Source organism: Exiguobacterium sp. H66 (assembly GCF_018618705.1).
Taxonomy (GTDB): Bacteria; Bacillota; Bacilli; order Exiguobacteriales; family Exiguobacteriaceae; genus Exiguobacterium_A; species Exiguobacterium_A oxidotolerans.
This window is the reverse complement of sequence record NZ_JACSMQ010000003.1, coordinates 248,945-274,624: the sequence shown is the minus strand read 5'-3', so window position 1 is coordinate 274,624 and position 25,680 is coordinate 248,945. Positions and strand designations below refer to the sequence as shown.

24 protein-coding genes and 2 other annotated features are annotated in these 25,680 nt (G+C 48.4%); of the genes, 1 reads left to right on the top strand and 23 read right to left on the bottom strand.

Features of this window, described 5'->3' with window-relative positions; translation table 11 throughout:
* From KNP88_RS07370 to KNP88_RS07325, 10 genes are all read right to left on the bottom strand, one after another.
* Nucleotides 1–567: an anthranilate synthase component II gene (locus KNP88_RS07370; protein WP_214893074.1), complete on the bottom strand. Its 567-nt coding sequence runs from the start codon at nucleotides 565–567 to the stop codon at nucleotides 1–3.
* On the bottom strand, nucleotides 564–1,958 hold the full coding sequence (trpE, locus tag KNP88_RS07365; RefSeq protein ID WP_214893072.1) for an anthranilate synthase component I: 1,395 nt from the start codon (nucleotides 1,956–1,958) through the stop codon (nucleotides 564–566). The genes KNP88_RS07370 and trpE overlap by 4 nt, the downstream gene beginning before the upstream one ends.
* Nucleotides 1,959–2,009: 51 nt before the next feature.
* Nucleotides 2,010–2,257: a binding site (T-box leader), on the bottom strand.
* A gap of 52 nt (nucleotides 2,258–2,309) precedes the next feature.
* Nucleotides 2,310–2,544, bottom strand: a binding site (T-box leader).
* Nucleotides 2,545–2,594: 50 nt separating this feature from the next.
* The gene (locus tag KNP88_RS07360; protein ID WP_214893070.1) at nucleotides 2,595–3,869 is read right to left on the bottom strand and encodes a dihydrolipoamide acetyltransferase family protein; all 1,275 of its coding nucleotides are present in this window, start codon (nucleotides 3,867–3,869) and stop codon (nucleotides 2,595–2,597) included.
* 13 nt (nucleotides 3,870–3,882) lie between these two features.
* Nucleotides 3,883–4,866 carry an alpha-ketoacid dehydrogenase subunit beta gene (locus KNP88_RS07355; RefSeq protein ID WP_088836623.1) on the bottom strand — a complete coding sequence of 328 codons (984 nt, stop codon included), beginning with the start codon at nucleotides 4,864–4,866 and terminating at the stop codon, nucleotides 3,883–3,885.
* Entirely contained in the window at nucleotides 4,863–5,876 is a 1,014-nt protein-coding gene (locus KNP88_RS07350) for a thiamine pyrophosphate-dependent dehydrogenase E1 component subunit alpha (RefSeq protein WP_214893068.1), read from the bottom strand. The genes KNP88_RS07355 and KNP88_RS07350 overlap by 4 nt, the downstream gene beginning before the upstream one ends.
* A gap of 13 nt (nucleotides 5,877–5,889) precedes the next feature.
* Complete coding sequence (gene lpdA, locus KNP88_RS07345; RefSeq protein ID WP_214893066.1) at nucleotides 5,890–7,311, bottom strand: dihydrolipoyl dehydrogenase; 1,422 nt, start codon at nucleotides 7,309–7,311, stop codon at nucleotides 5,890–5,892.
* Nucleotides 7,281–8,384 (bottom strand): butyrate kinase, encoded by a 1,104-nt coding sequence (gene buk / locus KNP88_RS07340; protein WP_214893063.1) that lies wholly within the window; start codon nucleotides 8,382–8,384, stop codon nucleotides 7,281–7,283. Before buk ends, lpdA begins: the two co-directional genes overlap by 31 nt.
* 13 nt (nucleotides 8,385–8,397) lie before the next feature.
* The gene (locus tag KNP88_RS07335; protein WP_088836620.1) at nucleotides 8,398–9,522 is read right to left on the bottom strand and encodes a Leu/Phe/Val dehydrogenase; all 1,125 of its coding nucleotides are present in this window, start codon (nucleotides 9,520–9,522) and stop codon (nucleotides 8,398–8,400) included.
* A 13-nt stretch (nucleotides 9,523–9,535) separates the two neighbouring features.
* Nucleotides 9,536–10,456: a phosphate butyryltransferase gene (yqiS, locus tag KNP88_RS07330; RefSeq protein WP_214893061.1), complete on the bottom strand. Its 921-nt coding sequence runs from the start codon at nucleotides 10,454–10,456 to the stop codon at nucleotides 9,536–9,538.
* 144 nt (nucleotides 10,457–10,600) lie between these two features.
* On the bottom strand, nucleotides 10,601–12,256 hold the full coding sequence (locus KNP88_RS07325) for a sigma-54 interaction domain-containing protein (protein WP_214893059.1): 1,656 nt from the start codon (nucleotides 12,254–12,256) through the stop codon (nucleotides 10,601–10,603).
* A 121-nt stretch (nucleotides 12,257–12,377) separates the two neighbouring features.
* Between KNP88_RS07325 and KNP88_RS07320 the strand changes: the two genes are divergently transcribed.
* Nucleotides 12,378–12,632 carry a DUF2627 family protein gene (locus KNP88_RS07320; RefSeq protein ID WP_088836617.1) on the top strand — a complete coding sequence of 85 codons (255 nt, stop codon included), beginning with the start codon at nucleotides 12,378–12,380 and terminating at the stop codon, nucleotides 12,630–12,632.
* Nucleotides 12,633–13,415: 783 nt separating this feature from the next.
* On the opposite strand, the gene spo0A is transcribed toward KNP88_RS07320, so the two are convergent.
* From spo0A to efp, 13 genes are all read right to left on the bottom strand, one after another.
* The gene (gene spo0A, locus KNP88_RS07315) at nucleotides 13,416–14,129 is read right to left on the bottom strand and encodes a sporulation transcription factor Spo0A (RefSeq protein ID WP_214893056.1); all 714 of its coding nucleotides are present in this window, start codon (nucleotides 14,127–14,129) and stop codon (nucleotides 13,416–13,418) included.
* Nucleotides 14,130–14,132: 3 nt separating this feature from the next.
* Nucleotides 14,133–15,839: a DNA repair protein RecN gene (gene recN / locus KNP88_RS07310; protein ID WP_214810742.1), complete on the bottom strand. Its 1,707-nt coding sequence runs from the start codon at nucleotides 15,837–15,839 to the stop codon at nucleotides 14,133–14,135.
* Between the two features lie 12 nt (nucleotides 15,840–15,851).
* The gene (gene ahrC, locus KNP88_RS07305; protein WP_088836615.1) at nucleotides 15,852–16,301 is read right to left on the bottom strand and encodes a transcriptional regulator AhrC/ArgR; all 450 of its coding nucleotides are present in this window, start codon (nucleotides 16,299–16,301) and stop codon (nucleotides 15,852–15,854) included.
* A 142-nt stretch (nucleotides 16,302–16,443) separates the two neighbouring features.
* On the bottom strand, nucleotides 16,444–17,250 hold the full coding sequence (locus KNP88_RS07300; protein WP_214893054.1) for a TlyA family RNA methyltransferase: 807 nt from the start codon (nucleotides 17,248–17,250) through the stop codon (nucleotides 16,444–16,446).
* Between the two features lie 6 nt (nucleotides 17,251–17,256).
* A complete protein-coding gene (gene dxs, locus KNP88_RS07295) occupies nucleotides 17,257–19,143 on the bottom strand; it encodes a 1-deoxy-D-xylulose-5-phosphate synthase (protein ID WP_159172691.1) in 1,887 nt (628 codons plus the stop codon).
* Between the two features lie 119 nt (nucleotides 19,144–19,262).
* Nucleotides 19,263–20,132 carry a polyprenyl synthetase family protein gene (locus tag KNP88_RS07290; RefSeq protein WP_214893052.1) on the bottom strand — a complete coding sequence of 290 codons (870 nt, stop codon included), beginning with the start codon at nucleotides 20,130–20,132 and terminating at the stop codon, nucleotides 19,263–19,265.
* Nucleotides 20,129–20,350, bottom strand: coding sequence for an exodeoxyribonuclease VII small subunit (locus tag KNP88_RS07285; RefSeq protein WP_029333071.1), 222 nt, complete (start codon nucleotides 20,348–20,350; stop codon nucleotides 20,129–20,131). The genes KNP88_RS07290 and KNP88_RS07285 overlap by 4 nt, the downstream gene beginning before the upstream one ends.
* A gap of 1 nt (nucleotide 20,351) precedes the next feature.
* Nucleotides 20,352–21,671, bottom strand: coding sequence for an exodeoxyribonuclease VII large subunit (xseA, locus tag KNP88_RS07280; protein ID WP_088836612.1), 1,320 nt, complete (start codon nucleotides 21,669–21,671; stop codon nucleotides 20,352–20,354).
* The gene (folD, locus tag KNP88_RS07275; protein ID WP_088836611.1) at nucleotides 21,668–22,501 is read right to left on the bottom strand and encodes a bifunctional methylenetetrahydrofolate dehydrogenase/methenyltetrahydrofolate cyclohydrolase FolD; all 834 of its coding nucleotides are present in this window, start codon (nucleotides 22,499–22,501) and stop codon (nucleotides 21,668–21,670) included. Before folD ends, xseA begins: the two co-directional genes overlap by 4 nt.
* Nucleotides 22,502–22,566: 65 nt before the next feature.
* Nucleotides 22,567–22,968, bottom strand: coding sequence for a transcription antitermination factor NusB (gene nusB, locus KNP88_RS07270; protein ID WP_239456902.1), 402 nt, complete (start codon nucleotides 22,966–22,968; stop codon nucleotides 22,567–22,569).
* Between the two features lie 121 nt (nucleotides 22,969–23,089).
* Complete coding sequence (gene accC / locus KNP88_RS07265; RefSeq protein WP_251137158.1) at nucleotides 23,090–24,442, bottom strand: acetyl-CoA carboxylase biotin carboxylase subunit; 1,353 nt, start codon at nucleotides 24,440–24,442, stop codon at nucleotides 23,090–23,092.
* 14 nt (nucleotides 24,443–24,456) lie between these two features.
* A complete protein-coding gene (accB, locus tag KNP88_RS07260) occupies nucleotides 24,457–24,918 on the bottom strand; it encodes an acetyl-CoA carboxylase biotin carboxyl carrier protein (protein WP_088836609.1) in 462 nt (153 codons plus the stop codon).
* 167 nt (nucleotides 24,919–25,085) lie between these two features.
* Nucleotides 25,086–25,652: an elongation factor P gene (gene efp, locus KNP88_RS07255; protein WP_088836608.1), complete on the bottom strand. Its 567-nt coding sequence runs from the start codon at nucleotides 25,650–25,652 to the stop codon at nucleotides 25,086–25,088.
* Between the last annotated feature and the right edge of the window lie 28 nt (nucleotides 25,653–25,680).

Here is a 25,680-nt window from a genome sequence, read left to right as displayed (position 1 = left end):
TCACTCCCCTGTCAGTTCAATGAATCGTTTGACGATTTGTTTTCCGTCGATCGTTCCGACCGACTCTGGGTGAAACTGAATCCCGTATGTCGGGTGTTCGATATGTTCAAATGCCATGATCGTCCCGTCTACTGTTTCCGCCGTAATGCGTAACACGTCGGGTGCGGTCTGCCGGTCGACAATCAGTGAATGATACCGCATGACTTCGAATTGTTCCGTGAGTCCCTTAAATAAGTTCCCGTTCTGTCGAATCATCGATGTCTTGCCGTGCATGATGTCCGTTGCCTGGACGACTTGTCCCCCGAAGGCTTGTCCGATTGCTTGGTGACCGAGACAGACGCCGAGGATTGGAATCGAACCGGACAGTTGTTTGATGACATCTAGACAAATCCCGGCATCATTCGGATTGCCCGGCCCCGGCGATAAAATGATTCCGTCCGGTTGCAAGTCTTGAATGCCTTCGATTGTCATCGCATCGTTACGGACGACTTGTACGGCGGTATGTTCAGCCGCATATTGATACAGGTTATAGGTAAAGGAATCATAGTTATCAATCAATAAAATCATTTCCAAACCTCCAGTAACGACTTCGCTTTATGCAAGGTCTCTTCATATTCGAGCGTCGGGTCCGAGTCATAGACGATTCCGGCACCAGCTTGGACATATGCCGTACCATCCTTGATGACCATCGTCCGAATTGCGAGTGCAAAATCAAGATTTCCACTGACATCGAAGTAACCGACGGCGCCCGCATACACTTCCCGCTTCAGCGTTTCATACTGTTCAATCAATTGCATCGCTCGAATTTTCGGTGCCCCGGAGACCGTGCCGGCAGGCAGACAAGAAATCAAGGCATCGGCTCCTGTCTGCCCGTTCGCCAACGTCCCTTCGACGACGGATACAAGATGCATCACGTTTTTGAAACGTTCGACTTCCATATAGCGTGACACGTTGATGCTTCCGACCTGACAGACCTTGCCGAGATCGTTTCGTCCAAGATCGACGAGCATCCGATGTTCGGCACGCTCCTTCTCGTCTGCAACGAGCTCAGCTGCCAACCGTTCGTCTTCTTGTTTCGTTAGCCCTCTGCGCCGTGTTCCGGCAATCGGATTCGTCGTCACGCGGCTTCCCTTGACCTGAACGAGACTCTCTGGTGACGCCCCGAGGACAATCAACTCACCGAGGTCGATATAAAAGAGATAAGGGCTCGGGTTGTCTTGCCGTAACTTCCGGTAGAAGTGAAACGGATCCCCCGCGAAGGTCGCGTCGAGTCGTTGCGATAACACCAGTTGGAAGACGTCTCCTTTTCGAATATGTTGTTTCGCTTGTTCCACGAGCTGGATAAAATCTTCCTTCTCCATCTGCGGCTGATATGAAATATTTTCAAGGGGACGTTCCAGTAAGGTTTGCTCCCCGGTCCGTTCGAGTTGTTGCTTTCTTTGTTCTAACCGCTCCATCATCTCACTGCGGTCCGTCACACCACCGAGTGACGTATGGACTAAGTGGACGCGATGTTCAAGATGATCATATAAAATGATTTCATCATAGACGGCGAGTAACGCATCCGGTAGGTTCCGATCGACCTTTGGCATCACGCCGATGTTTTCATAGGCGCGAATCGTATCATAGCCGACGAAACCGATCGCCCCACTTAAAAAGGGTAAGTCCTGCTCACTTGTTGGTCGTGTGATGTAGTGTTGCAGTAAATGGACCGGATCGCCGATCGTCGTAACCGATTCGTCCGTCTTTAAATCATGCCGCGTGACTTGATTCCCCTCTGCCCGTAGCAGAGCGACTGGGTCGACCCCGATGATCGAGTAACGTGCATTCCCGGACTGGGTCGAACTTTCGAGTAAACACTTTCGATTCCCGTCGATCCGTCGAAAAATCGAAATCGGTGTCAGCTCGTCCCCGTTCATCTCAAGTCGTTCGATTACTAATTCTTCTGTCTGAATCATCCTGATTTCGCCTCCTGGTATAAAAAAAGTCCTCCACATAGCAATTGCTACATGGAGGACGATTAACTCGCGGTGCCACCTCGATTGGAACGTTTGTTGCGTTCCCACTTTTCCGGTGCTTCCTCACTTCAGGGACACCGTAGCCTACGATAACGGGGGCTTCCGTCATGACCTACTGTAAATTCAGCCATGCTCTCATGAGACCATTCATTAAACCCTCCCTGTGCCGAAGTCCCACCCTTCTCCGGCTCTCTGAAACAGTGATGTGTTTAACTACTTAACTCATTCATCGATTTTTTTATATTGTTGTATACGAAAAGGGTCTTCCTGTCCAGTCATGTGATGATTCACATGAAGGACGGGAAAACCCCGCGGTACCACCTTCGTTGACTATCCAATAGTCCCCTCGAACGAACCGGCGCACCTGATTCGTCGTCCTCGATAACGGGAGGTCACCGTCAGAGCCTACTTCAAGTTCGGTCTGATGCTCAAAAGCCCATTCACCTGTTTCCCGATACTGATTCGCACCACCCATCAGCTCTCTTCAATCGTTTCACAGGCTACTCTTCTTCGTCGTAGCGTTGTGTTGTTCAATTGTTTATTATATTACGTCGCTTCGACCGACCTGTCAACCATTTAGTATAAAGCGAGTTGATCCGGGTCGATTGATTCGAGTGCCTGCTTGACCGTCTGCAGGAATTGACCGGCCACTAACCCGTCCAGTACACGGTGATCGATCGACATACATAAGTTCACCATGTCACGTGCCGCGAACATGCCGTTGACCCAAACCGGGCGCTTGACGATCGATTCGACGGATAAAATCGCCGCTTGCGGGAAGTTCAAGATTGGTGCCGATTGAATCGAACCGAATGAACCCGTGTTATTGACGGTGAACGTACCACCTTGCATCTCGCTTGACGATAACTTGCCAGCCTGTGCCCGTTTACCGAAGTCATCGATCGCCCGAGCGAGTCCTTTAATACTCAATTCATCCGCATGTTTGACGACCGGGACGAATAACGCTTCTTGCGTCGCGACGGCGAGTGATAAGTTGATCGCCCGTTTTTGAATGATCTTATCGCCTGCCCACTGTGAGTTCATGATTGGATGTTTTTTGAGTCCTTCGACTGTCGCTTTCATGAAGAACGGTAAAAACGTCAATTTGACGCCTTCTTGTTTGAAGAACTGATCTTTATGACGATTCCGTGCTTCGACCAAATTCGTCACGTCGACTTCAACCATCAACCAGGCGTGAGGTGCTTCTTGTTTCGAGCGCACCATGTTACTGGCGATTGCTTGGCGAACCCCTGCCGTCGGAATTTCAATATCGCCGTCTTCCGTCGTACTCATCGTCGGTTTTGGCGCAGACTTCGGTGCCGGTGCCTCGACTGCCACTTCCGCTTTTGTCGGTACGGTCTCGATCGTCGGGGCCTCGACAACATCCGGCTGATTGACTTGACCGGATTCAACGAGCTTCAGCAAATCTTTGCGTGTAATCCGGCCGCCCGCTCCCGTCCCGTTGACGTGATCGAGATTAATGCCGTGTTCTGCTGATAACTTCAGCACAGCCGGTGAATAGCGTTTTTTCATCGACTGATCCGTTTCCGTCATCTGCTCTTTTACAGCCGGGATTTCTTCTTCAGTCGCTGCGACTTCCGTCGATCCACCACTGACTTGTAACGTGACGATTGCTTCCCCGACTTGGAGCGTGTCCCCTTCTTCAGCAAGCAGCTTGTCGATGACACCATCAAACGACGATGGTACTTCGGCTGTCACTTTATCGGTGATGACTTCAGCAATCGGATCATACTTTTTGACGGTATCTCCTGGTTTGACGAGCCATAACGAAATCGTTCCTTCCGTCACGCTCTCACCAAGTTGTGGCATCGTTAATGTTTCTGTCTTCATTGACGGGTCCCCCTCAGTACGCGTAGAGCGTCCGGATTTTATCTTCGATTTTTTCGCTTGAGATGTTGAAGAACTTCTCCATCGTCGGTGCGTATGGCATCGCCGGTACATCGGGTCCGCACAACCGTTCGACTGGTGCATCCAAATCGAACAAAGCTTCTTCCGCGATGATTGCCGAGACTTCACTCATGACACTGCCTTCTTTATTGTCTTCCGTCACAAGCAAGACTTTCCCCGTTTTTTGTGCCGCTGCGACGACTGCCGCCCGGTCGATCGGATAGACGGTCCGAAGATCAAGGATATGGACGTCGATGCCGTCTTTTTCAAGACGTGCTGCTGCGTCAAGCGCCATTTGGACACAAAGTCCGTATGAGATGACGGTGACGTCTTCTCCGTCCCGTTTGACATCAGCTTTCCCGATTTCAACCGTGTAGTCTTCTTCCGGAACTTCACCTTTTAACAACCGATATCCCCGTTTATGTTCAAAGAACAGCACAGGATCATTCGAGCGAATCGCTGCCTTCAATAACCCTTTGGCATCGTATGGGTTTGACGGAATGACGATTTTTAGACCCGGCGTCGAATTGAACATCGCTTCGACTGATTGCGAATGGTACAACGCACCATGAATTCCGCCACCAAAGGGTGCGCGGATGACGATTGGACAAATCCAGTCGTTGTTCGAACGGTACCGGATTTTTGCCGCTTCACTGACGATTTGGTTGACGGCCGGCATGATGAAGTCGGCGAACTGCATCTCAGCAATCGGACGCATACCATACATGGCGGCTCCGATCCCGACACCCGCAATCGCACTCTCAGCAAGTGGTGCATCGATGACACGTTCTTCCCCGAACTGCTCGAGCAATCCTTGTGTCGCCCGGAATACTCCACCACGGACACCGACGTCTTCTCCTAAGATAAAGACGGAATCATCCCGTTCCATTTCTTCTTTGATTGCGCTATTGATGGCTTCAATTAAACTTAATGTCGTCATTTCGTTTCCTCCTCGTCGTACACGTAACGAAGTGCGTTTTCCGGTAAGTCATACGCCGCTGCTTCTGCATAAGCCGTCGCTTCTTCGACTTCACGTTCGAGCGTCGTCTCGATTTCTGTCGCTGACTCCTCCGTCAAGACACCCATATCAATCAATTTCGCACGGAAAATCTTGATGCCGTCGCGTGTTTTCAGTTCTGCCAGTTCTTCGGCCGAACGGTATGATTTGTCATCATCGTCTGACGAGTGGGGGACAAGACGTTCAACTTCGACTTCAATCAACGTCGGACCTTCCCCACGAATGCCGCGGTCACGTGCTTCCTTCACGGCCTTATAGACGGCGAGTGGATCAATCCCGTCAATCGTCACACCCGGCATGCCATAGCCGATCGCGCGGTCTGCGACATGTTTCGCTGACAATTGTTTCGAGAGTGGTGTTGAAATCGCATATTTATTGTTCTCACAGAATAGAATGACGGGTAATTTATGAATCCCGGCAAAGTTCGCCCCTTCATGGAAATCCCCTTGGTTCGATGATCCTTCACCAAACGAAACGTACGCGACAAGTGGTTCCTTACGCATCTTCGCAGCCATGGCGATCCCGACCGCATGCGGGACTTGTGTCGTGACAGGGCTTGATCCCGTGACGATGTTTAAAGCACGTGAGCCGTAGTGTCCCGGCATTTGACGTCCACCTGAGTTCGGATCTTCCGCTTTCGCGAACGCAGACAACATGATGTCACGCGATGTTTGACCGAAATGAAGGACGACCCCTAAATCACGGTAGTACGGTAAAATATAATCCGTTCCTTTTTCGAGTGCGAATGCCGCCCCGACTTGCGCCGCCTCTTGCCCTTGGCAAGAAACGAGGAACGGAATCTTACCGGCCCGGTTCAATTTCCACATCCGCTCATCGATTTTTCGTGCCCGTACCATCGTCTCAAACATCTGGATTGCATCCTGCTCCGTCAGTCCGAGCTCAACGAGTTCTTTAAATTCTATTTTTTCCATCAGTTATTCCTCCTTATGCGTGAACCGCTAATCCGTCAACTGCTAATGCTGCTTCACCGAATGCTTCTGACAGGGCCGGGTGCGGGTGAACGAGCTGCCCGACTTCCCATGCCGTCGCATTCAAGACAAGCGCCAGCCCGCCTTCGCTAATCAGTTCCGTCGCTTTTGGTCCGACGATATGGACGCCGACTAAATCGTCCGTTTTGGCATCAGAGACCAGCTTGATGAATCCGGCGGCTTCGCCTTCGATGCGTGCCTTACCGAGTCCGTTAAACGAAAACATCCCCGTTTTGACGTCCATTCCGGCATTTTTTGCTTCAGCTTCCGTCAGCCCGACCGAAGCTGCTTCCGGTACACTGTAGATACAGCGCGGGACAAACGCGTAGTTGAGCGGCGTCGTCGATCCATTGACGATTGCTTCGACCGCTTTTGCGCCTTCAGCGGATGCAACGTGTGCCAGTTGCAGACGTCCGATGACATCGCCAATCGCATAGATATGATTGTCTTTCGTTCGGAAATCATCATCGACTTGAATAAACCCGTTTTCGACGACGATGTTCGTATTCTCAAGCCCAATTCCTTCGATGTTCGCCATCCGTCCGATTGCGACAAGCAACTTGTCCGCCGCAAGCGTCGTGATGTCCCCATTTCGATCAACGTCAATCGTCACACCGGACTCCGTCATCTTGAAGCTGTCACTTTGCGCAGCCGCGCTCGTCAAAATCTTGACTCCGCGTTTTTTCAACTGACGAGCGACTTCACGACTGACCGCCTGATCTTCAGTCGGTAAAATCCGGTCGCTGAACTCGACGACCGTGACATTGACATCAAAGTCCGTCAACATCGATGCCCATTCGATTCCGATGACCCCGCCGCCGATGATGACGATCGAGGCAGGTAACGCATTCATGTCGAGTGCTTCATCCGAGCTGAGGACATATTCGGAATCAAACGACAGACCGGCTAGCGGACGCGGGCGTGATCCTGTCGCGACAATCAATTGACGCGGTAAAATCAATTCCCCTTCCCCTTCTTCCGGTTCGACACTGATTGTCCCTGGCATCGGTGAAAAGATGCTAGGTCCAAGAATCGACCCACGACCATGGAAGACTTCGATTTTGCCTTTTTTCATCAAATGTTGAATCCCGGATTCCAGTCCATCGATGATGTCTTGTTTCCGTTGTTTGACCTGTTCGAATCGTAAAAACGACTCCGGTACGTCGACGCCATATGTAGCGGCGTGTTTGACTGTCTGATAGACCGCTGCTGATTTCAAGAGTGCCTTTGAAGGGATACAGCCACGGTGTAAACAGGTTCCCCCGAGTTTTCCTTGTTCTACGATTGCAACCGTCTTGCCGGCTTGTGCAGCGCGAATTGCTGCGACATAACCGCCCGGTCCGCCACCTAAGACAACGACGTCGAATTCTCTAGCCATGTTGGTTCGCCTCCATATTCCTTAACTTCTTCTTCTCCACGTAAAACGCGTATTACACCTTCCGCAAGTGCACGTAACTCATCTTCACCCGGAATCCGGATCACTTGTCCGAGGTGTGCGATGCGTTCTTCGATTGCACTCGTCAACCGGTCACTGTATGCTAAGCCACCCGTTAAAATGATGGCATCGATTTGACCATATAAGACTGCACTTTGGGCAGCAATTTCTTTTGCAATCCGGTAAGCCATCGCGTCGTACAGTAAGGCAGCCTTCTCGTCCCCGGCATCGATTCGACGTTCAATTTCGATTGCGTCAAATGTCCCTAGGTGCGCGACAAGTCCGCCTGACCCTACGACCAGACGCTTCATTTCCTCGAGTTTATACTTGGTACTATAACATAGTTCTACTAGTTGACCAACAGGAAGGGACCCGCTTCGTTCCGGCGAAAATGACCCTTCCCCGTCAAGACCATTATTGACATCGATGACCCGTCCGTCGAGATGTGCACCGACGGTAATCCCGCCTCCCATGTGTGCGACGATCAGACGCATTTCCTCATACGGCATCTCTACTTGTTTCGCATATCGTTTCGCGACTGCTTTTTGATTCAAGGCATGAAAAATGCTTTTGCGTTCAAGTTCAGGTAATCCCGTAAGTCGGGCAATCGGCTCAAGTTCGTCTACAACGACCGGGTCGACGATGAACGATGGGATGGATAATGTCCGGGCGATTTCGTCTGCTAATAGACCTCCAAGATTCGATGCATGGACGCCAAAAATACCACTCAACAAATCTTCACGCATTTCCTGGTTGACGGCATACGTCCCACTGACGAGCGGACGAAGCAGGCCACCGCGCCCGACAACCGCCGTAAGCGCTTTCAATTCAATCTTTTCTTGTGCCAATACATCCAACACCACTTGACGCCGTATTTCCAGCTGAGCGCGAAGCGGTCCTCCGACCGCTTCAGCTGGGTGGCGTAACGTCTTCGCAAACAACTGCTCCGTTCCTTCGAAGATTCCAATCTTCGTCGAAGTCGAACCTGGATTGATCGTTAAAATACGTTCGCTCATCTGAATCCTCCTCTTATCCGCGTGACCCTAAGATATTTTTATCACGACGTAAGAATTGACTGCGTGCACTGCGCATCGTCGCAATCCGCTCTTCTGCCATTTTTTCAGCTGCACGATACGTCGGCAAGTGGTCACGTTTTGAAATCTCGATGACTTTTGCGACAGCGTCATACACAAGTTCAACTTTTTTCATTGCCCGGTCACGGTTGTATCCATCCAGTTCGTCCGCGACGTTGATGACACCACCTGCATTGATGACGAAGTCTGGCGCGTACAGAATACCGCGTTCTTCGAGCATGTCACCGTGGCGATCTTCTTTCAGCTGGTTGTTTGCCGCACCGGCGATGACTTTGACTTTCAGTTGAGGAATCGTTTCGTCGTTCAATGTTGCCCCAAGCGCACATGGTGCGAAGATATCGGCGTCAACGCTGTAAATTTCATCTGGTCCGACAATTAAAGCACCGAATGCTTCTTCCGCACGACGTAAGGCATCTTGATTGATGTCCGTGACGATTAATTTTGCACCTTCTTCATGGAGATGGCGGCAAAGATTGAATGCCACGTTCCCGACACCTTGAATGGCAATGGTTTTTCCACCAAGCGAATCTGTTCCATAAACTTCTTTGGCTGCCGCTTTCATCCCGCGGTAAACACCGTACGCTGTGACCGGTGACGGGTTTCCGCTTGAACCGAAGGCTGGACTGACACCTGTCACGAAATCTGTTTCCATATGAATATAATCCATGTCAGCGACCGTCGTATTGACGTCCTCTGCTGTGATGTAACGCCCGTTCAATGACTGGACATAACGGCCGAACGCACGGAATAATGCTTCTGATTTTTGAGTTTTTGCATCACCGATGATGACGGCTTTCCCGCCACCGAGGTTGAGGCCCGCTGCTGCATTTTTATACGTCATCCCTTTTGATAAACGAAGAGCATCAACTAATGCTTCTTCGTCAGATGCATAGTTCCACATACGAAGACCGCCAAGTGCAGGGCCGAGCGTCGTATCGTGGATGGCGATGATGGCTTTTAACCCCGAAACTTTATCATGACAGAACACGACTTGTTCATAATCTTCCATTTCCATTGTTTCAAAGATACTAAAGCGTGTTTCTACATTTGTTTCAACCATTTTAAGTTCCTCCTCAGATTGTTTGTTTGATTTTTTTCGTTTGTTGCGCATTAAGTAAAGCAAAGGCTAATGAATAGAGTTTCGCTTCTGCCGTATCTGCCCGACTTGTCAATACGACGGGTGCTTTCGCTCCAACTAAAATGGCTGCGACTGAAGCATGTGCAAAATACATCAGTGATTTATAAATGACGTTCCCGACTTCAATTTGTGGCACGACAAGAAGATCTGCTGCCCCCGCAACGTCACCTGTCAGTCCTTTTTGTTTGGCTGCGTCTAAATTGACGGCGTTATCAAGCGCGAGTGGTCCATCGACAAGGCAACCCTTGATTTGACCGCGGCGGTTCATCTGTGTCAATAAGGCGGCGTCGATCGTCGCCTGCATTGTCGGATTAACGACCTCGACTGCTGCGAGGACGGCTACTTTCGGAAGTGTATAGCCGATTGCGCGAAGTGCCGATACCCCGTTTTCAATGATGTGGACCTTATCTTCAAGCGTCGGTGCGATATGGATCGCGGCATCCGTCAAACCAATTGCCGATTCGCGACCTGGTACTTCAAACAATGCGACATGAGATAAGACGTTCCCCGAACGTAATCCCATCTCTTTGTTCAGAACGGCTTTCATGAACGTTGCTGTCGGAACAAGTCCTTTCATCAAGACGCTCGCATCCCCTTTACGTACAGCGTAAGCTGCACGTTCTGCTGCCTCTTGAGCAGTCGCAGTGTGTGTGATCACAAATTGCGACTCTGATAATCCACGTGCATGGATCATCTGTTGAATCCGGGTCGCATCCCCAAATAAATGAAAGCGAGCTAAATCATGTTCAATTGCAAGTGCGACGGCATCCATGACTTCTTCGTCATCTGCGGAAGCAATCGCAACAATCGAGTCCTCTAGCTCAGCAGCTTGTTTCAGCATTTGATCAAACTTCACTTTGTTTCCCCCTAACCTGTCATTCAATTATTTATTAGCAATTTTCGTGCCAATATGAAAACGCTCTCTTTTCGGCATGAACCCCTTCTTAATTTTGCATTTAATTGCATTCAATGCAATATGTTGCACGCAAAAAATTGCAAATTATTGATAAATATTAAATCGCTCCACTTTATAATACAAAGCACGCAAGGAAATGCCGAGTTGTTTTGCGGCTTCTGTTTTATTGCCATCAAAAGCCTCGAGAGCTTCGCGAATCAAACGTTCCTCGACATAAGACATCTCGTCAGACAGATGCTTAATTTCTTTTTTAGGACGTTCAACTTGTTTTTTAGCGACCGGATGATCGAGCTGAAGGTGGCCTTTTCGCAAAACATCTTCCGTCTTGTCCGTAAAGATCAACGCACGACCGATGACATTCTCAAGCTCACGGACATTTCCTTTCCACTCCTGCTTTCGAATCACTTCCAGTGCATCTTCCGAAATCCGGGCGACGGACCGGCCATAACTTTGATTTAACTTCCGTAGCAAGTGCGTTGATAGCGGCAAAAGATCATCCGGGCGTTCACGCAAGGCTGGTATATGAATCGGAAGGCGATTGATCCGGTAGTAAAGATCTTCGCGAAACTCACCGGTAATGATTTTTTGCTCCAGGTTCGCATTTGTCGCTGCAATGATTCTTACATCGACCGGTACCGATTTCGTCCCACCGACGCGAACGACTTCATTTTCTTGTAAGACCCGTAATAACTTCACTTGTACATCGAGCGGCAGTTCTCCAATTTCATCAAGAAAAAGTGATCCGCCATGCGCCTCTTCAAAATAACCACGCTTTCCACCACGGCGCGCTCCCGAGAACGCTCCTTCTTCATAACCAAACAGCTCACTCTCTAACAGACTTGGAGCGATTGCTGCACAGTTAACACGGACAAGCTGTTCGTATCGCCGCTCACTCGTAGCGTGAATCGCATGCGCAAACAATTCTTTGCCTGTTCCTGACTCTCCCCGAATCAAGACATTAACCGGCATCGTTGCAGCAAGCTTTGCTTGATCGACGACGAAACGCATCGCTTCACTTTCAGCGATGATATCGTCAAACGTATATTTCGCCTCGAGTGTCCGAATTTTTTGACGTGCCGCCTTCAATTCTTTCGCGAGCGCCTTCATTTCAGAAATATCACGAATGACACCAACCGACCCCCGAACTTGCCCATCCACGACGACCGGTTCCGCATTGACGATGATATCACGTCGATCGTGGCCAATCTTCATCCGCGCATCACGAACACTTTCACCCGTCTCAAGGACGCGCAGGTGAACCGATTCCTGCATCCCGATGTCAGCGCTTGCTGGTTTACCGATGACATCCTGTCCACTGTACCCCGTCATTCGTGTATAGGCTGGATTGATTAACATCGTTTGCCCATCTTGATCGGCAACCGAAATCGCCTCACTTGTACAATGGATGATGGCTTCAAGCATTCGTTCTTTTTCTGTCAGCCGTTCAATCAGAACGCGTACGAATTCCCCCGGCAGAACGGCTGCTTCGGGAAAGAATTGAATCAACTGTTCGAATACGCCACGTTTTCCCGTCGCATCGATGATGAAGTCGACCGTCGTTCCTTCAAAGGCCGTCCAAGATGTCTCAACACGAATTTCTCCGCGTCTTGCCAGCTGAAGACCTGGTGCTTGTTCATTTGAATCAACGACTCCGATGACCGTCAAGAGCGGTGAACGTTGGAAGGCATGTAGCACTTCCGTCCCGCCTTGTCCGGCACCAACAATCAGAAGATGGTGCATCGTTATTCCCCCTTTGAAACTGCTTACATCTTTATCCTACCTATAATAAAACAAGAGGGCAAACCCGATTCGCAGTCTTACCTGATTTTTGATACAATACGCTTGGAAAGGGGTCACTTCTATGCGAATCATCGGACTACTAACTTTATTAATTCCTGGCATCATTGGAGCTATCGGAATCAAACTTATGCGTGACAGTGTCTTTTTAATTGCCCAGTTCCCGTTTGCATACCTTGGGGACTCGGCCTATGTATATGTTTTACAGGGGTTTGTCGGACTCGCCTTAGCGATGGGTGGGATTGGTTTTGTCGCAGGGTATGTTTTTTATCGTGATAAGAAACGTGGAAAAGTCTCCGAACGGTATCAAAAAAAGTGAACACAGAAAAAGGTCCCCATCTCTTGAACTCATTTCAAGCGCGGGACCTTTTACTCATATAAAGTTGGATTCACGTACGGATGAACTCCTCTCATAGTAGAACTATTCGTGTACTTCAATACCATAGGTTGTCCTCTTAATGAAGAGGTTGAAAGAAATCAGATCTGGCTATCGAGCGATCGATAGAATGGTGATACTACTCCATTATCTGACTGTACTTGGACCTAGGTGAAGCTTAATGTCATCCGCTTCGAGCAGTAACACTTTCGGTTGCTAACAATCACTGCTAGACAACACTCCTTTTCACGAACTGTACTTGTATTTCGGACATTTACGTTACCTTCCACTTTCCCCTTGCTTTGAAATCATGGAAGTCCCTATCACTTCGAGATTCTCATCTAGAAATGATACGAAAGGTCTTGATAAAACATCTATCAAGAGAATGTTGTCCATCATTCTTGAGCTATTTACAGGTAGCGTCCTGAGATGAGGCTTGTGGAATGGGTTCTCCGGAAACCGATTCGACTCGACGTTCATCTGACGTCTTTCCAAATGATTTGGTACCTTTATTATAACAAACATTTCAGTTTATGCAATGTTTTTTTATTGAATATTCTAATAAATATAAATAATTTCTTTTATTACTTCGTCACTCGCGCCTCTCACATCTCCCCCTCTTCGTTCTCACGGACGAGCTATCAGCTTTACAAGGTACTCTTTCTAGCAAAAATCATTTTGATTCACAGTAAAGACCACTCGATCTCACGGATCGAGTGGTCAATTTCAAGACGGTTTCATATAATTTGAGACGTACGAGATGAACTCGGAATTTTTCGGACTCTTTTCTTGTTCAATCCGACCTGTGAACAGGGTATGTTCACTCATCCCTTCTTTCCAGGCCGATTTAATTGCATGACGCATCGCACGCTCGACACGAGATGACGTCGTCACGTGGTTGCGTGCAATCGTCGGATATAACTCTTTTGTGATTAATCCGAGCAGTTCTTCACGTTCTAAAACGAGCCCAACCGCATCTTTTAAATAGGTGAATCCCTTAATATGCGGCGCAATCCCGACTTCTCGTAAAACGGTCGCTATTTTCGAATCCATCGTTTCCGGTTGAATCGTTGGATTATTGTTCGTCACAAGACGAATTTTGTTGACTAACTGATTCATGCTGAACGGTTTCAACAAGAAATAAGCAGCACCTAACGTCACTGCCTGTTGTGATACCTCATCTTTACCGAAGGCACTCAACATGATGACAGCCGGATTATTTTTTTGTTTCATCAATTCTTCGAGGACCCCTAATCCATCCAGGTGCGGCATGATGATGTCTAGCAACAACACATCGGTCTCGACTTCTTTTAATTTCTCAAGACACTTCTCCCCATCATATGCGACACATACCACTTCCATATCCTCTTGAGTAGCGAGATGCTGGCGAATCAATTCGACCATCTCTCGGTTGTCATCTGCGATCCCGACTCTAATCAATCCTTACACCCCATTTTTAAGCGATTCCTTCATACTCATTGCTTGGTCCATCAATTCTTCCGCATGACGAAGCGTCAAGTCCGTCATATGTGTTCCGGAAATCATCCGTCCAAGCTCATTTCCACGGTCTGCTTCCGTCAAGACGTTGACCTGTGTCGTCGTCCGGTCCGTCTCTTCGACTTTACGAATGTAGAGATGCTGATCCGCCATCGAGGCGACTTGCGGCAAGTGTGTAATACAGAGCACTTGTCCTTCAATCGATAGACGATAGATTTTCTCCGCCATTGCTTGCGCGACCCGTCCCGATACCCCCGTATCGACTTCATCAAAAATAATTGATGCGACGCCGAGCGAACGCGAGAAGATTGACTTGAGTCCGAGCATGATCCGAGATAGCTCCCCTCCGGAAGCGACTTTCCCGAGCGATTTAAACGGTTCACCCGCATTGGTCATGATATAAAATTCAATTTGATCGATTCCATTTTTTCGTAAGGCCGGCGTTTTTCCATCTTGCATGAACCGAATTTCGAACCGTGCTTTTTCCATGTAGAGTTCACGCAGTTCTAAATGAATCGCCTCGCCAAGCAACTGTGCCGCTTTTCGGCGTGCCTTCGATAGCTTATTGCCAATCTCAAACAGCTCACTTTCAAGCAACTCGACTTCTGCCTTTAGCTTTTCAATGCGTTCATCACGATTCGTCATCGTATCAAGCTCAATCCCAATTTTTTCACCATAGGCGATGACTTCCTCGATTGTCGCACCATATTTCCGCTTCAGCTGTTGGAAAACAGATAAGCGCTGTTCAATTTCGTCTAACCGGTTCGAATCGAATTCTAATGTCTCAAGTTGATCACGAATCGCGTACCCGACTTCTTCAAGACCGTAAAAAGCGCTCGCGATGGCATCACTTTGATTCGCGAACTGATCATCGATGCTCGATGCTTGTTGCAGCTCCCGCATCGCATCCCCAACTGAATCAATCCCGCGCATTTCATCATGAAGCGCATCGTAGGCGGCTTTTAACGAATCGTGCAACTTTTCGAAGTTCGCGAGTCGGTTCCGTTCACTCAACAGTTCATCTTCTTCTCCTTGACGAAGGTTCGCACTCGTGATTTCTTCTGTCTGAAATGATAATAAATCAATCCGTTGTGCAAGTTCCTGCTCACTCTGTGCCAGTGATTGTAATGCCATCCGTTTTTCCTCGTACAGCCCGAACTTTTTTTGATACTCGTGCAGACGCGAGGAAATCGTCTCATGACCAAAATCATCAAGAATCGATTGGTGGTACGTATTTTCCATCAAGTGTTGGTGTTCATGTTGACCATGGAGATCCACGAGCACACGACCGAACTCACGTAAAATCGTCAGCGTGACGAGCTTATTATTGACACGACAAACACTTTTACCAGAAGCAAATAAGTCTCGGCGTAAAATGATGGATCCATCTTCGACGTCGATGCCATATTCTTCAGCTAATGTGTAGACCATATGCCCGTCCTCAATCATGAACAGTCCTTCGAGTTCCGCCTTATCTTCGCCATAACGAACAAATTCAGCAGAACCCCGTCCGCCAATCAATAAACCGATTGCATCGAGGACGATGGATTTACCAGCACCCGTTTCTCCAGTCAAGACAGTCATTCCTTTTTTGAAATGAATCTGCAGCTGGTCAATGATCGCGAATTGTTTGATCGATAATTCAGCTAACATCTTGTCAACTCCTTAAAGCATCCCTAAAATTCGTTCCGTCACTTCTTTTGCTGTATCTTCACTTCGAGCAATCATTAAAATCGTATCATCGCCACAAACCGTCCCGAGCAGTTCCGACCAGCCTAAGTGATCGAGTAGGACACCGATTGCATTGGCGTTACCCGGTAAGACATGCATGACAATCAAATTTTGAGCAAAATCAATCGAAATAAAGCTATCACCTAGTAAACGGCGTAATTTCCCTAATGGATTAAAACGCTGATCGGCAGGCAAACTATACTTATAACGGCCATCGTTTAACGGCACCTTTACAAGATGTAGCTCCTTAATGTCTCGTGATACAGTCGCTTGCGTCACTTTGTATCCAGCATTCCGAAGTTCTTCGACCAATTCATCTTGAGTCTCGATTTCAGATTGCGTAATGATTTCCCGAATCTTAATCAACCGTTGCCCCTTTGTCATCCTTGCACCTCGCTATATTCTTCGCTGTTACTATTGTAATCCAATAAATCATGAAAAGTCCACGTTTGCCATTTTTCGTACAGGTCGAAAAAAGAAGCAGACTCCAACATGACGAAGTCTGCTTCCATGATAGTTTTCTTTTTTACAACGCTTGATGTGCCAGACGAACCGTATCCGCTGGGTCAACGATTGTTTCCATGCCGGGTGTTGTCAGCTGCGCATGTAAGAGAAACTCGATATTTCCTTCACCACCTGTAATCGGTGAAAAATCAAGTTGCTTCACATGGAACCCTTCACGAATGAAGAATTCGACCATCTCCTCAAGAACTCGTCCGTGAACACGTTCATCCCGAACGATTCCTTTTTTCCCGACATCGTCCCGTCCCGCTTCAAACTGTGGTTTGACGAGGGCAATGACGTCGCCCTCCTCAGCTAAAATCGTTTTCAGTGGTGGAATGATGAGACGAAGTGAAATAAAGGAGACATCGATTGTCGCGAAACTTGGTTGAACAGGAAACATGTCTCGTGTCGCATGACGGAAATTCGTTTTCTCCATCGCCGTCACACGAGGATCTGACCGAAGTTTCCAATCGAGTTGATTTGATCCAACATCAAGGGCGTACATATGTGCCGCACCATTTTGAAGGGCACAGTCCGTAAAACCACCTGTTGATGAACCGATATCGAGCCCTATCCGGTCCGTCACGTCGATGTCAAAGACCTCAAGTGCCTTCTCCATCTTAAAACCACCGCGCCCGACGTATGGCATCACTTGTCCTTTAACGGCCAAGTCGATGTCGGACTTCATTTTTTCTCCTGCCTTCTCTAATCGTTCCGTTCCACTGAAGACGAGCCCGGCCATGATCGTCCGCTTCGCTTTTTCACGTGTTTCGCATAAACCGCGCTCGACGAGTAACACGTCGAGACGGATTTTTTTAACATTTTCCATTAATCGTTACACACTCTGTTTCTTTCCTTGATTGACAAAAGCACGTACTTCTTCCGCGATTTGTCCAGGTAATAATCCGATTTCTTCAAGTAGCTCATTGACGCCACCGTGCTCGATATACCAATCTGGAATACCGAATCGTTTGACGCGCGGGAACGCTTCCTGCTCATTCGCATGTTCAAGAACTGCAGAACCGAAGCCGCCTTTTAAGACTGCTTCCTCCAGCGTGACGAGTGGAATACCTTCCGCATACAGTGCCTCCAACATCTTTCCGTCGAGTGGCTTGATTGTCCGCGCATTGATGACACGAACAGACAGTTCTCCCTCGAGCAGATCTGCGATTTTCAACGCATCTTGGACTTGTGGTCCGAATGCCATGATTGCAACATCCGTTCCTTCACGTTCGACTTCCCATGTATCGAGCGAAATTTCGTGTAACGTCTCATCCATCGTTACACCGATTCCTTCCCCTCTTGGGAAACGGACAGCAATTGGTCCTTCATACTTCACAGCCGAATAAAGTAAATGTTGCAGTTCGTTCTCGTCTTTCGCCATGACGATCCGGATATTCGGAACGTGGCGCATGAACGCGATATCGAAGACGCCTTGGTGTGTTTCTCCGTCTGCTCCGACAAGACCTGACCGGTCAATCGTAAACGTCACGTCAAGATTTTGACGCGCGACATCGTGGACAAGTTGATCGTAAGCTCGCTGGAAGAAGGTCGAATAAATGGAAACGACGGGTTTCATCCCTTGCGTCGCTTGACCCGCCGCGAACGTGACGGCATGTTGTTCCGCAATCCCGACATCAAACATTCGGTTTGGGAACTCCTTCTCAAAGCAATCGAGTTTTGAACCGACGCTCATTGCCGGTGTAATCAATGTTAATTTTTCATCATCTCGTGCCATCTTCGTCAACGTATTCGCGACCGTGAATGAATAACTCGGCGCTTTCGATTTACCTTTGATGACTTCACCAGACTCCATCTTGTATGGTCCGAGACCATGCCAGGTTCCAACTCCATCATATTCAGCTGGGCGATACCCTTTTCCTTTTTTCGTGATGACATGAAGCAGGACAGGACCTTGCTCTTTTTTGACGTAATTCAACTGTTCAATCAAATCCGTCAAGTCATGTCCATCGACTGGACCGTAGTAGTTAAAACCGAGTTCTTCAAAGAACATTCCTGGAACAAGTGCTCCTTTGACGGCTTCTTTTAGTTTTTCACTACCTTTTTCAAGACTTCCACCAATCAGCGGGATTTTCTTGATTAATGTCTCAAGTTCATCTTGCGCATAACGGACTTTACGTGAAGAACGAATACGACCTAACATCTGATGCATCGCACCGACGTTCGGTGCAATCGACATCTCGTTATCATTAAGGATGACGATGACATTTTGTTGTTCCGCACCGATGTGGTTTAAAGCTTCAAGTGCCATTCCACCAGTCAATGCACCATCTCCGATGATCGCAATCGCGCGGTCGTCATTTCCTTTTAACTCGTTTGAGACGGCAATACCCATCGCCGCCGACAACGAGGTCGAACTATGCCCAGTTTCCCAGACGTCATGAATGCTTTCATTTCGTTTCGGGAATCCGCATAATCCTTTGTGTTTGCGTAACGTATCAAACTGTCCCGCACGTCCCGTCAAGATTTTATGCACGTATGCCTGGTGACCGACATCCCAAACAAATTTATCGTTCGGACTATCAAATTCTCGGTGAAGTGCTAATGTCAATTCGACGACACCTAGATTCGGTGCTAAGTGACCACCCGTCGTAGCCAATTCTTCAATCAAAAAGCGTCGGATGTCGCCTGCGAACACATCGAGTTCTGAGACTGACATACGCTTTAAAAATGACGGATCCTGTATTTCTGTCAACTTCATACCTTACCGCCTCTTTTCCTTACATTCTTATATCGTTTGTACCCTACATTGTACTAGAACAATCTAATGAACGCCACATAACTGGCACATAAAAAAGACGACGCCAGGCGTCGTCGATCTCAATGGTCACGCTTGACGACGAAGTCGAGCAAGTCCTTAAGTGTCGTCGCTTCGACCGATAACGCATCAATCGCTTCCTCAGCAGCTTGTACTTGTGCCGCAAGAGCCGTCTTCGCACCCTCTAAACCAAGTAGTTTCGGATAGGTCGCTTTGTCGTTTCCTTCGTCACTCCCGACCGGCTTACCAATCTTTTCAGCATCTCCCGTTACATCTAAAATATCATCTTGAATTTGGAAGGCGATTCCAAGATGACGTCCGTAACGTTGTAAGTAGACTACATCATCTTCATTTGCTCCAGCAAGGATTCCTCCTGCCTCAACAGCAAACACGAGTAATGCCCCCGTCTTGCGCCGATGAATCGATTCAAGAGCCTCGACATCATCAATGCCACCACGTTCACCGAGCATATCGTCAAGCTGTCCACCGACCATCCCGGCCGCTCCAGCTGCCATGGCGAGACGCTCGAGCAACTGAACCTTGATGTCTGCCGACGCGTCCGTCTCGAGTAAACAGGTAAAGGCATTCGTCAACAACGCATCCCCTGCTAAAATCGCTGTGGCTTCGTCAAACTCGATATGGTTCGTCTTACGCCCGCGACGCATGTCATCATCGTCCATTGCTGGTAAATCGTCATGGATTAAAGAATATGTATGAATCATCTCAAGCGCTGCTGCCGTCGCGTCCCCTGTTGTCCGCGAGACATCGTATGCATCAAGGACAGCATAAATCAACGCCGGGCGGACACGCTTTCCTCCAGCATCGAGTGAATAGCGCATCGAAGCACGTAATTGTTCTGGTGCATCGAGTCGGGTCATAAATGATTCGAGCGCACGCTCGACTTGAGCTTTCCATTCCATCAAGGCAATCATTGTGCTCCCCCTTTTTCACGTAACGTTCCATCTTGTTCCAAGATTAAATCGAGTTTCTTTTCAGCTGTCGATAGTTTCCCCTGGCAAAGAGCCGTCAGTTTTACACCTTCCTCATACAACGTCATCGCTTGCTCAAGTGGGGCTTCCCCTTCTTCAAGCAATTCGACGATTTCTTCTAAGCGTTCTAACGCCGCTTCAAATGATTGTTCCGTGTCCATCTCACTCATCCTCTCGTTTCGCTAGAATACTTCCGTCATGAAACTGAATCCGGAAGGCGTCATCCGTCACTTGTTTTACCGATCGAACGACCTCTCCGTTTTGTTCGACATACGTATAACCACGTAATAAGACACGGGTCGGACTAACCGAGTCAAGGCGTGCCACCATTTGGTGCAATCGCTCATGCTTCATCTTCATGTACGGGCGAATCCGTTCCAACTGTTTACGCATCCGCTCAACTTCACGCGACTGTTCTTCAAGACGCTCCCGAACCGGAATCCGTGCTAAACGGTTCGATAGGTTCAACACGCCTTGCTGTTTCGTTAAAATGAGTTGTTTTCCGATCCGATTCAAGTTCATATCGGCCCGGTCAAGGCGCTCCTGTTTTAATCCAAGCAAAACGCGGGGGGACTTTAATCCATAACTCATCGCAAGCCGGGTCACTTGTTCCCGTCGGCTCTTGACGAAATAGTCATAGTTTCGTGTCAAACGTCGACTCAGTTCACCGACTCGTTTTTCCAGTTCGGCCGCCTCTGGTGTTACGAGTTCGGCTGCAGCAGTCGGTGTCGCTGCCCGGACATCCGCGACGAAGTCACTGATGGTAAAGTCCGTTTCATGACCGACTGCAGAAACAATCGGGATCTGCGACTCATAAATCGCCGTCACGACGTTCATTTCATTGAACGCCCAAAGTTCTTCGATCGAGCCGCCACCGCGACCAATGATTAACACGTCACACGCCTGACGCGCATTCATCTGTTCGATGGCACGAGTAATTTGCGGTGCCGCCTCTTTCCCTTGAACGAGCACTGGGGCGAAGACGATTGCCGCTTGCGGATACCGTCTCCGTAGTGTCGTCGCGATATCGTGAAGTGCCGCACCTTTTGGTGATGTGATGATTCCGACACGTTGCGGAAACGCTGGGAGCACTTTTTTTAACGCTGGATCGAACCACCCACGTTCTTCGAGTTGTTCTTTCAAACGGACGAAAGCTTCATACAGGGCGCCGACGCCATCTTCCGTCATCCGCTCGACGTAGAGTTGCATCTCGCCGGAAGCGAGATAGACGGATAACCGCGCCGTCATGACGACACGCATCCCGTCTTTGATCGGTGATTTCAGGCGACTTGCGTCACGTGCGAACATGACCGCCTTCATCCGTGACTGGTCGTCCTTCAACGTAAAATAAAGGTGACCGGAAGAGTGTCGTTTAAAGTTCGACACTTCTCCCACCACCTGCACTTGCTGTAACAGCGAATCACTTTCAAGTTCACGTTTCACATACCCAACGAGCTCGGAAACTTGAAGTGGGTCATTCATCGTGCTGCCTCGATTGTATTATGGAGCAACATCGTGATCGTCATCGGACCGACACCGCCAGGAACGGGTGTGATCATCGAGGCGACCTCTTTGACCGAATCAAATTCGACGTCCCCGACCAGTTTACCGTCAACACGGTTGACACCGACATCGATGACGACAGCATCCGGCTTGACCATATCTGCCGTAATCAATTTTGGAACACCAACAGCGACAATCAAGATATCCGCTTGACGCGTCATCTCAGAAAGGTTTGCCGTCTTCGAGTGGCAGTAGCTGACTGTCGCGGATTCATTTAAAAATAACATCCCGACCGGTTTGCCGACGATTTGACTCCGACCGACGACGACGACGTGGCTACCTTGGATCGGAACATTCATTTCTTTGACGAGGTGCAGAATTCCATTTGGGGTACATGGTAAGAACGTTGGTTCACCGATCATCATTTTCCCGACTGAGACCGGATGAAACCCATCGACGTCTTTGTCCGGTGAAATAGCGAAGATGACTTTACTCTCGTCGATTTGTTCCGGCAGCGGCAGTTGAACGAGAATTCCGTGGACACTCGCGTCTGCGTTTAGTCGTTCAATCAACTGGAGTAACTCCGATTCTGATGTTTCTGCCGGTAAACGAATCAAATCCGACTCCATGCCAATTTCTTGTGCCGCTTTTTCTTTCCCGCGGACATACGATTGGCTTGCTGGGTCTTCACCGATTAATACAACGGTCAATTTCGGTTGAATACGTTGTTCTTTCAGACGTGCGACTTCTTCTTTCAGCTTCAAACGATACGATTTTGCGATTTCTTTCCCATCGATTACTACTGCCATGATTTGTCCACTCCCCCAAAAAATTCGTTTCACTCTGCACCTTGAAAAAGGTTATCTTTATCTACTTATGAATTTTCTTTGACTGCTTGTTGTGCGACCTTACCAAGCACACCATTGACGATTTTCGTTGCTTCTTCGTCTGCGAACGCTTTTGTTAATTCGATTGCTTCGTTGATTGTAACGCGGATTGGAATTTTCGGTTCGAACATCAATTCATAGACGGCAAGACGAAGAATCGTCCGTTCGATGTTACCAAGACGCTCAAATGACCAGTTGACGAGCGCTGCCCGTAAATGTTGATCAATCTCATCCTTGTTCGTCTCTACACCAACTACTAATTGCTCTACAAATGTATCATATTCTTTGCCTTCTACTGCGAATTCAATGGCCTCTTGTGCAGACAAGTCAGAAAGTTCCATTTGGAACAAAGATTGTACTGCGAGTTCGCGTGCCATGTGTCGTTTCATCATGATTTCACGTGCTCCTTTTTTTGTCGTTCTCAATCAATTAGTTTAGCACATTCCCCTTTTAAAAAACATAGTGAACGCCAAAAAGACGGGAGTAAAATCCATCGACTCCCGTCATCGTTCATTTTACGATTGCTGCTTTTAACTCACGTTCCGCAAACTTCGTCGTGAAGGTTCCCCGGCGGAATACAGGATGCTGTAAGACCTTTTGATGGAACGGAATTGTCGTTTTGACACCCTCAATCCAAAATTCAGCCAAAGCACGCTCCATTTTCGCACAAGCTTCCTCGCGCGTCTCTGCATGGACAATCAATTTCGCAACCATCGAGTCATAGTACGGAGGAATCATGTAACCTGGATAAACGGCACTATCGATTCGGACACCCATACCACCTGGCGCGACGTATTGTGTGACGCGACCCGCATGTGGTCGGAAATCGTGATCTGGATCTTCTGCGTTAATCCGGCACTCGATTGAATGCCCACGGAACTCGATATCCTCTTGTTGAACTGCTAACGGGTGGTCGAGCGCGACTTGAAGTTGTGCTTGAACAAGATCAAATCCTGTAATCATTTCTGTCACCGGATGCTCGACTTGAATCCGAGTATTCATTTCCATAAAGAAAAATTCTTCTGTTTCTTCGACAAAAATGAATTCGATTGTTCCGGCACCCGTATAGTTGATGGCTTTTGCCGCTTTGACAGCTGCCTCTCCCATTTTCAACCGTGTCGCTTCGCTGACGGCTGGCGAAGGAGCTTCTTCAATCAGCTTCTGCATCCGCCGTTGCACCGTACAATCTCGTTCTCCGAGGTGAATGACGTTCCCGTGTCGATCGGCAAGCACTTGGACTTCGACGTGACGGAATTCTTCGATGAAACGCTCTAAATAAACATCGCTGTTGCCAAATGCTTGTTTTGCCTCGCGACGTGTTTCTTCCAGTCCATCAACCAGTTCCTGTTTTGTCCGGGCAACACGAATCCCGCGCCCTCCGCCACCTGCCGTCGCTTTAATGATGACCGGATAACCGATTTCTTCAGCGAGACCAATTGCTTCTTGATCCGTCACCGTTCCGTCAGAGCCCGGCACGACCGGGACACCACATTCAATCATCGTTTTTTTCGCGACATCTTTAATGCCCATCTGGCGAATCGCTTGCGACGTCGGACCGACGAATTGAATACCACATGCTTCACACATCTCCGCGAAGTCAACGTTTTCAGCCAGGAATCCGTATCCCGGGTGAATCATCGTTACGTTTCGATTTGTCGCAACGGCGAGAATATTCGTCACATTCAAATAAGAAGACGTCGAACTGACATCGCCGATGCAATATGCTTCGTCTGCCATTCGGACATGAAGTGCTTCTCGATCCGCTGTCGAATAGACAGCAACCGTCTGGATCCCAAGTTCCTTAGCCGCACGAATAATCCGAACGGCGATTTCTCCACGGTTCGCGATTAGTAGTTTTTCCATTCCCATCACCCCGCTCAAGGACGAATCCGGAAGAGTGGCTGACCAAATTCAACAAGGTCTCCATCTGCGACGAGAATTTCGACGACAGTTCCGGCAATTTCCGAATTTAAGTTATTGAATAGTTTCATCGCTTCTAAAATGCAGACGACTTGACCCACTTCGATTTGATCGCCGACTTTGACGAAAGCAGGTTTTTCAGGATTTGCACGTGAATAAAACGTACCGACCATTAGCGCGTTAATTGTGACCGTATCATCCTTCTCTTCCATGACTTCAGGTACAACAGCCGGCTTTTGTGCCGTTTCCACTACTTTTTGCTGGACAGGTGCTGCCGCGACCGCGTCGTGCTGAGATACTACGACACCGTCCCCTTGTTTTTTAAGCTTTAATTTATACGTGTCTGTTTCTAGAGAAAGTTCATTTACGTTTGATTGATCAAGCATTTCTAACACTTGTTTCAACTGATCGATTTTCATCTTCTTTCCATCCCCCATCTAAACATTCATTCTTAATATTATACCAGGTGCTAATGCCTACTCAAATATTAAGTTTAACTGGTCATACCAGAGGATGCAAGTGCCGGCGAGTGAAAAAATACCCCTTGACTCGGAAACGAGTACGAAGGGGCATTGGCATATCTGTATTATCCGTTGTAGCGTCCTGTGAAATCACCTGTCCGCGTATCAACTGTTACTTTTTCTCCTGCTTCGATGAAAAGCGGCACATGGATGATGTGACCCGTTTCAACTGTCGCATTTTTCTTGACGTTAGAAGCTGTATCGCCTTTGACACCTGGCTCTGCTTCAACAATCGTCATAACGATCGTGTTCGGAAGTTCGAGTCCGAGAATTTCGCCGTTGTAGACTGCGATTTGAACTTCCATGTTCTCAAGGAGATATGGAAGTGCTGCTTCAACTTGTGCTGTCGTCAATTCAAGCTGCTCATACGACTCCGTGTCCATGAAGACATACGTTTCACCCATTGGGTAGAGGTATTGCATTTTGTTACGCTCGATGTGGGCACGTTCGACGCGCTCGCCACCACGGAATGTCATCTCTTGGATGTTCCCGTTACGGATGTTACGCATTTTTGTCCGCACGAATGCTGCACCTTTACCAGGTTTTACGTGTTGGAACTCAAGGACTTGCCAAATCATTCCGTCTGAAGTTTTAATCGTCAAGCCTGTTTTTAAATCGTTTACTGATACCATACTGGTTCCTCCTAAATGTTCATCTTAC

What these genes read in the sequence shown, in the direction of transcription:
- KNP88_RS07355 (WP_088836623.1), bottom strand. Translation starts at nt 4,866, where the DNA reads ATGACGACATTAAGTTTAATTGAAGCCATCAATAGCGCAATCAAAGAA.
- folD (WP_088836611.1), bottom strand. Translation starts at nt 22,501, where the DNA reads ATGGCAGTAGTAATCGATGGGAAAGAAATCGCAAAATCGTATCGTTTG.
- buk (WP_214893063.1), bottom strand. Translation starts at nt 8,384, where the DNA reads ATGAGCGAACGTATTTTAACGATCAATCCAGGTTCGACTTCGACGAAG.
- lpdA (WP_214893066.1), bottom strand. Translation starts at nt 7,311, where the DNA reads ATGGCTAGAGAATTCGACGTCGTTGTCTTAGGTGGCGGACCGGGCGGT.
- recN (WP_214810742.1), bottom strand. Translation starts at nt 15,839, where the DNA reads ATGTTAGCTGAATTATCGATCAAACAATTCGCGATCATTGACCAGCTG.
- KNP88_RS07325 (WP_214893059.1), bottom strand. Translation starts at nt 12,256, where the DNA reads ATGCACCATCTTCTGATTGTTGGTGCCGGACAAGGCGGGACGGAAGTG.
- accC (WP_251137158.1), bottom strand. Translation starts at nt 24,442, where the DNA reads ATGGAAAAACTACTAATCGCGAACCGTGGAGAAATCGCCGTTCGGATT.
- KNP88_RS07360 (WP_214893070.1), bottom strand. Translation starts at nt 3,869, where the DNA reads ATGAAGACAGAAACATTAACGATGCCACAACTTGGTGAGAGCGTGACG.
- KNP88_RS07370 (WP_214893074.1), bottom strand. Translation starts at nt 567, where the DNA reads ATGATTTTATTGATTGATAACTATGATTCCTTTACCTATAACCTGTAT.
- nusB (WP_239456902.1), bottom strand. Translation starts at nt 22,968, where the DNA reads ATGAAACGACACATGGCACGCGAACTCGCAGTACAATCTTTGTTCCAA.
- KNP88_RS07320 (WP_088836617.1), top strand. Translation starts at nt 12,378, where the DNA reads ATGCGAATCATCGGACTACTAACTTTATTAATTCCTGGCATCATTGGA.
- xseA (WP_088836612.1), bottom strand. Translation starts at nt 21,671, where the DNA reads ATGAATGACCCACTTCAAGTTTCCGAGCTCGTTGGGTATGTGAAACGT.
- KNP88_RS07350 (WP_214893068.1), bottom strand. Translation starts at nt 5,876, where the DNA reads ATGGAAAAAATAGAATTTAAAGAACTCGTTGAGCTCGGACTGACGGAG.
- KNP88_RS07300 (WP_214893054.1), bottom strand. Translation starts at nt 17,250, where the DNA reads ATGGAAAATGTTAAAAAAATCCGTCTCGACGTGTTACTCGTCGAGCGC.
- ahrC (WP_088836615.1), bottom strand. Translation starts at nt 16,301, where the DNA reads ATGACAAAGGGGCAACGGTTGATTAAGATTCGGGAAATCATTACGCAA.
- dxs (WP_159172691.1), bottom strand. Translation starts at nt 19,143, where the DNA reads ATGAAGTTGACAGAAATACAGGATCCGTCATTTTTAAAGCGTATGTCA.
- trpE (WP_214893072.1), bottom strand. Translation starts at nt 1,958, where the DNA reads ATGATTCAGACAGAAGAATTAGTAATCGAACGACTTGAGATGAACGGG.
- efp (WP_088836608.1), bottom strand. Translation starts at nt 25,652, where the DNA reads ATGGTATCAGTAAACGATTTAAAAACAGGCTTGACGATTAAAACTTCA.
- KNP88_RS07290 (WP_214893052.1), bottom strand. Translation starts at nt 20,132, where the DNA reads ATGATTGCCTTGATGGAATGGAAAGCTCAAGTCGAGCGTGCGCTCGAA.
- KNP88_RS07335 (WP_088836620.1), bottom strand. Translation starts at nt 9,522, where the DNA reads ATGGTTGAAACAAATGTAGAAACACGCTTTAGTATCTTTGAAACAATG.
- KNP88_RS07285 (WP_029333071.1), bottom strand. Translation starts at nt 20,350, where the DNA reads ATGGACACGGAACAATCATTTGAAGCGGCGTTAGAACGCTTAGAAGAA.
- accB (WP_088836609.1), bottom strand. Translation starts at nt 24,918, where the DNA reads ATGAAAATCGATCAGTTGAAACAAGTGTTAGAAATGCTTGATCAATCA.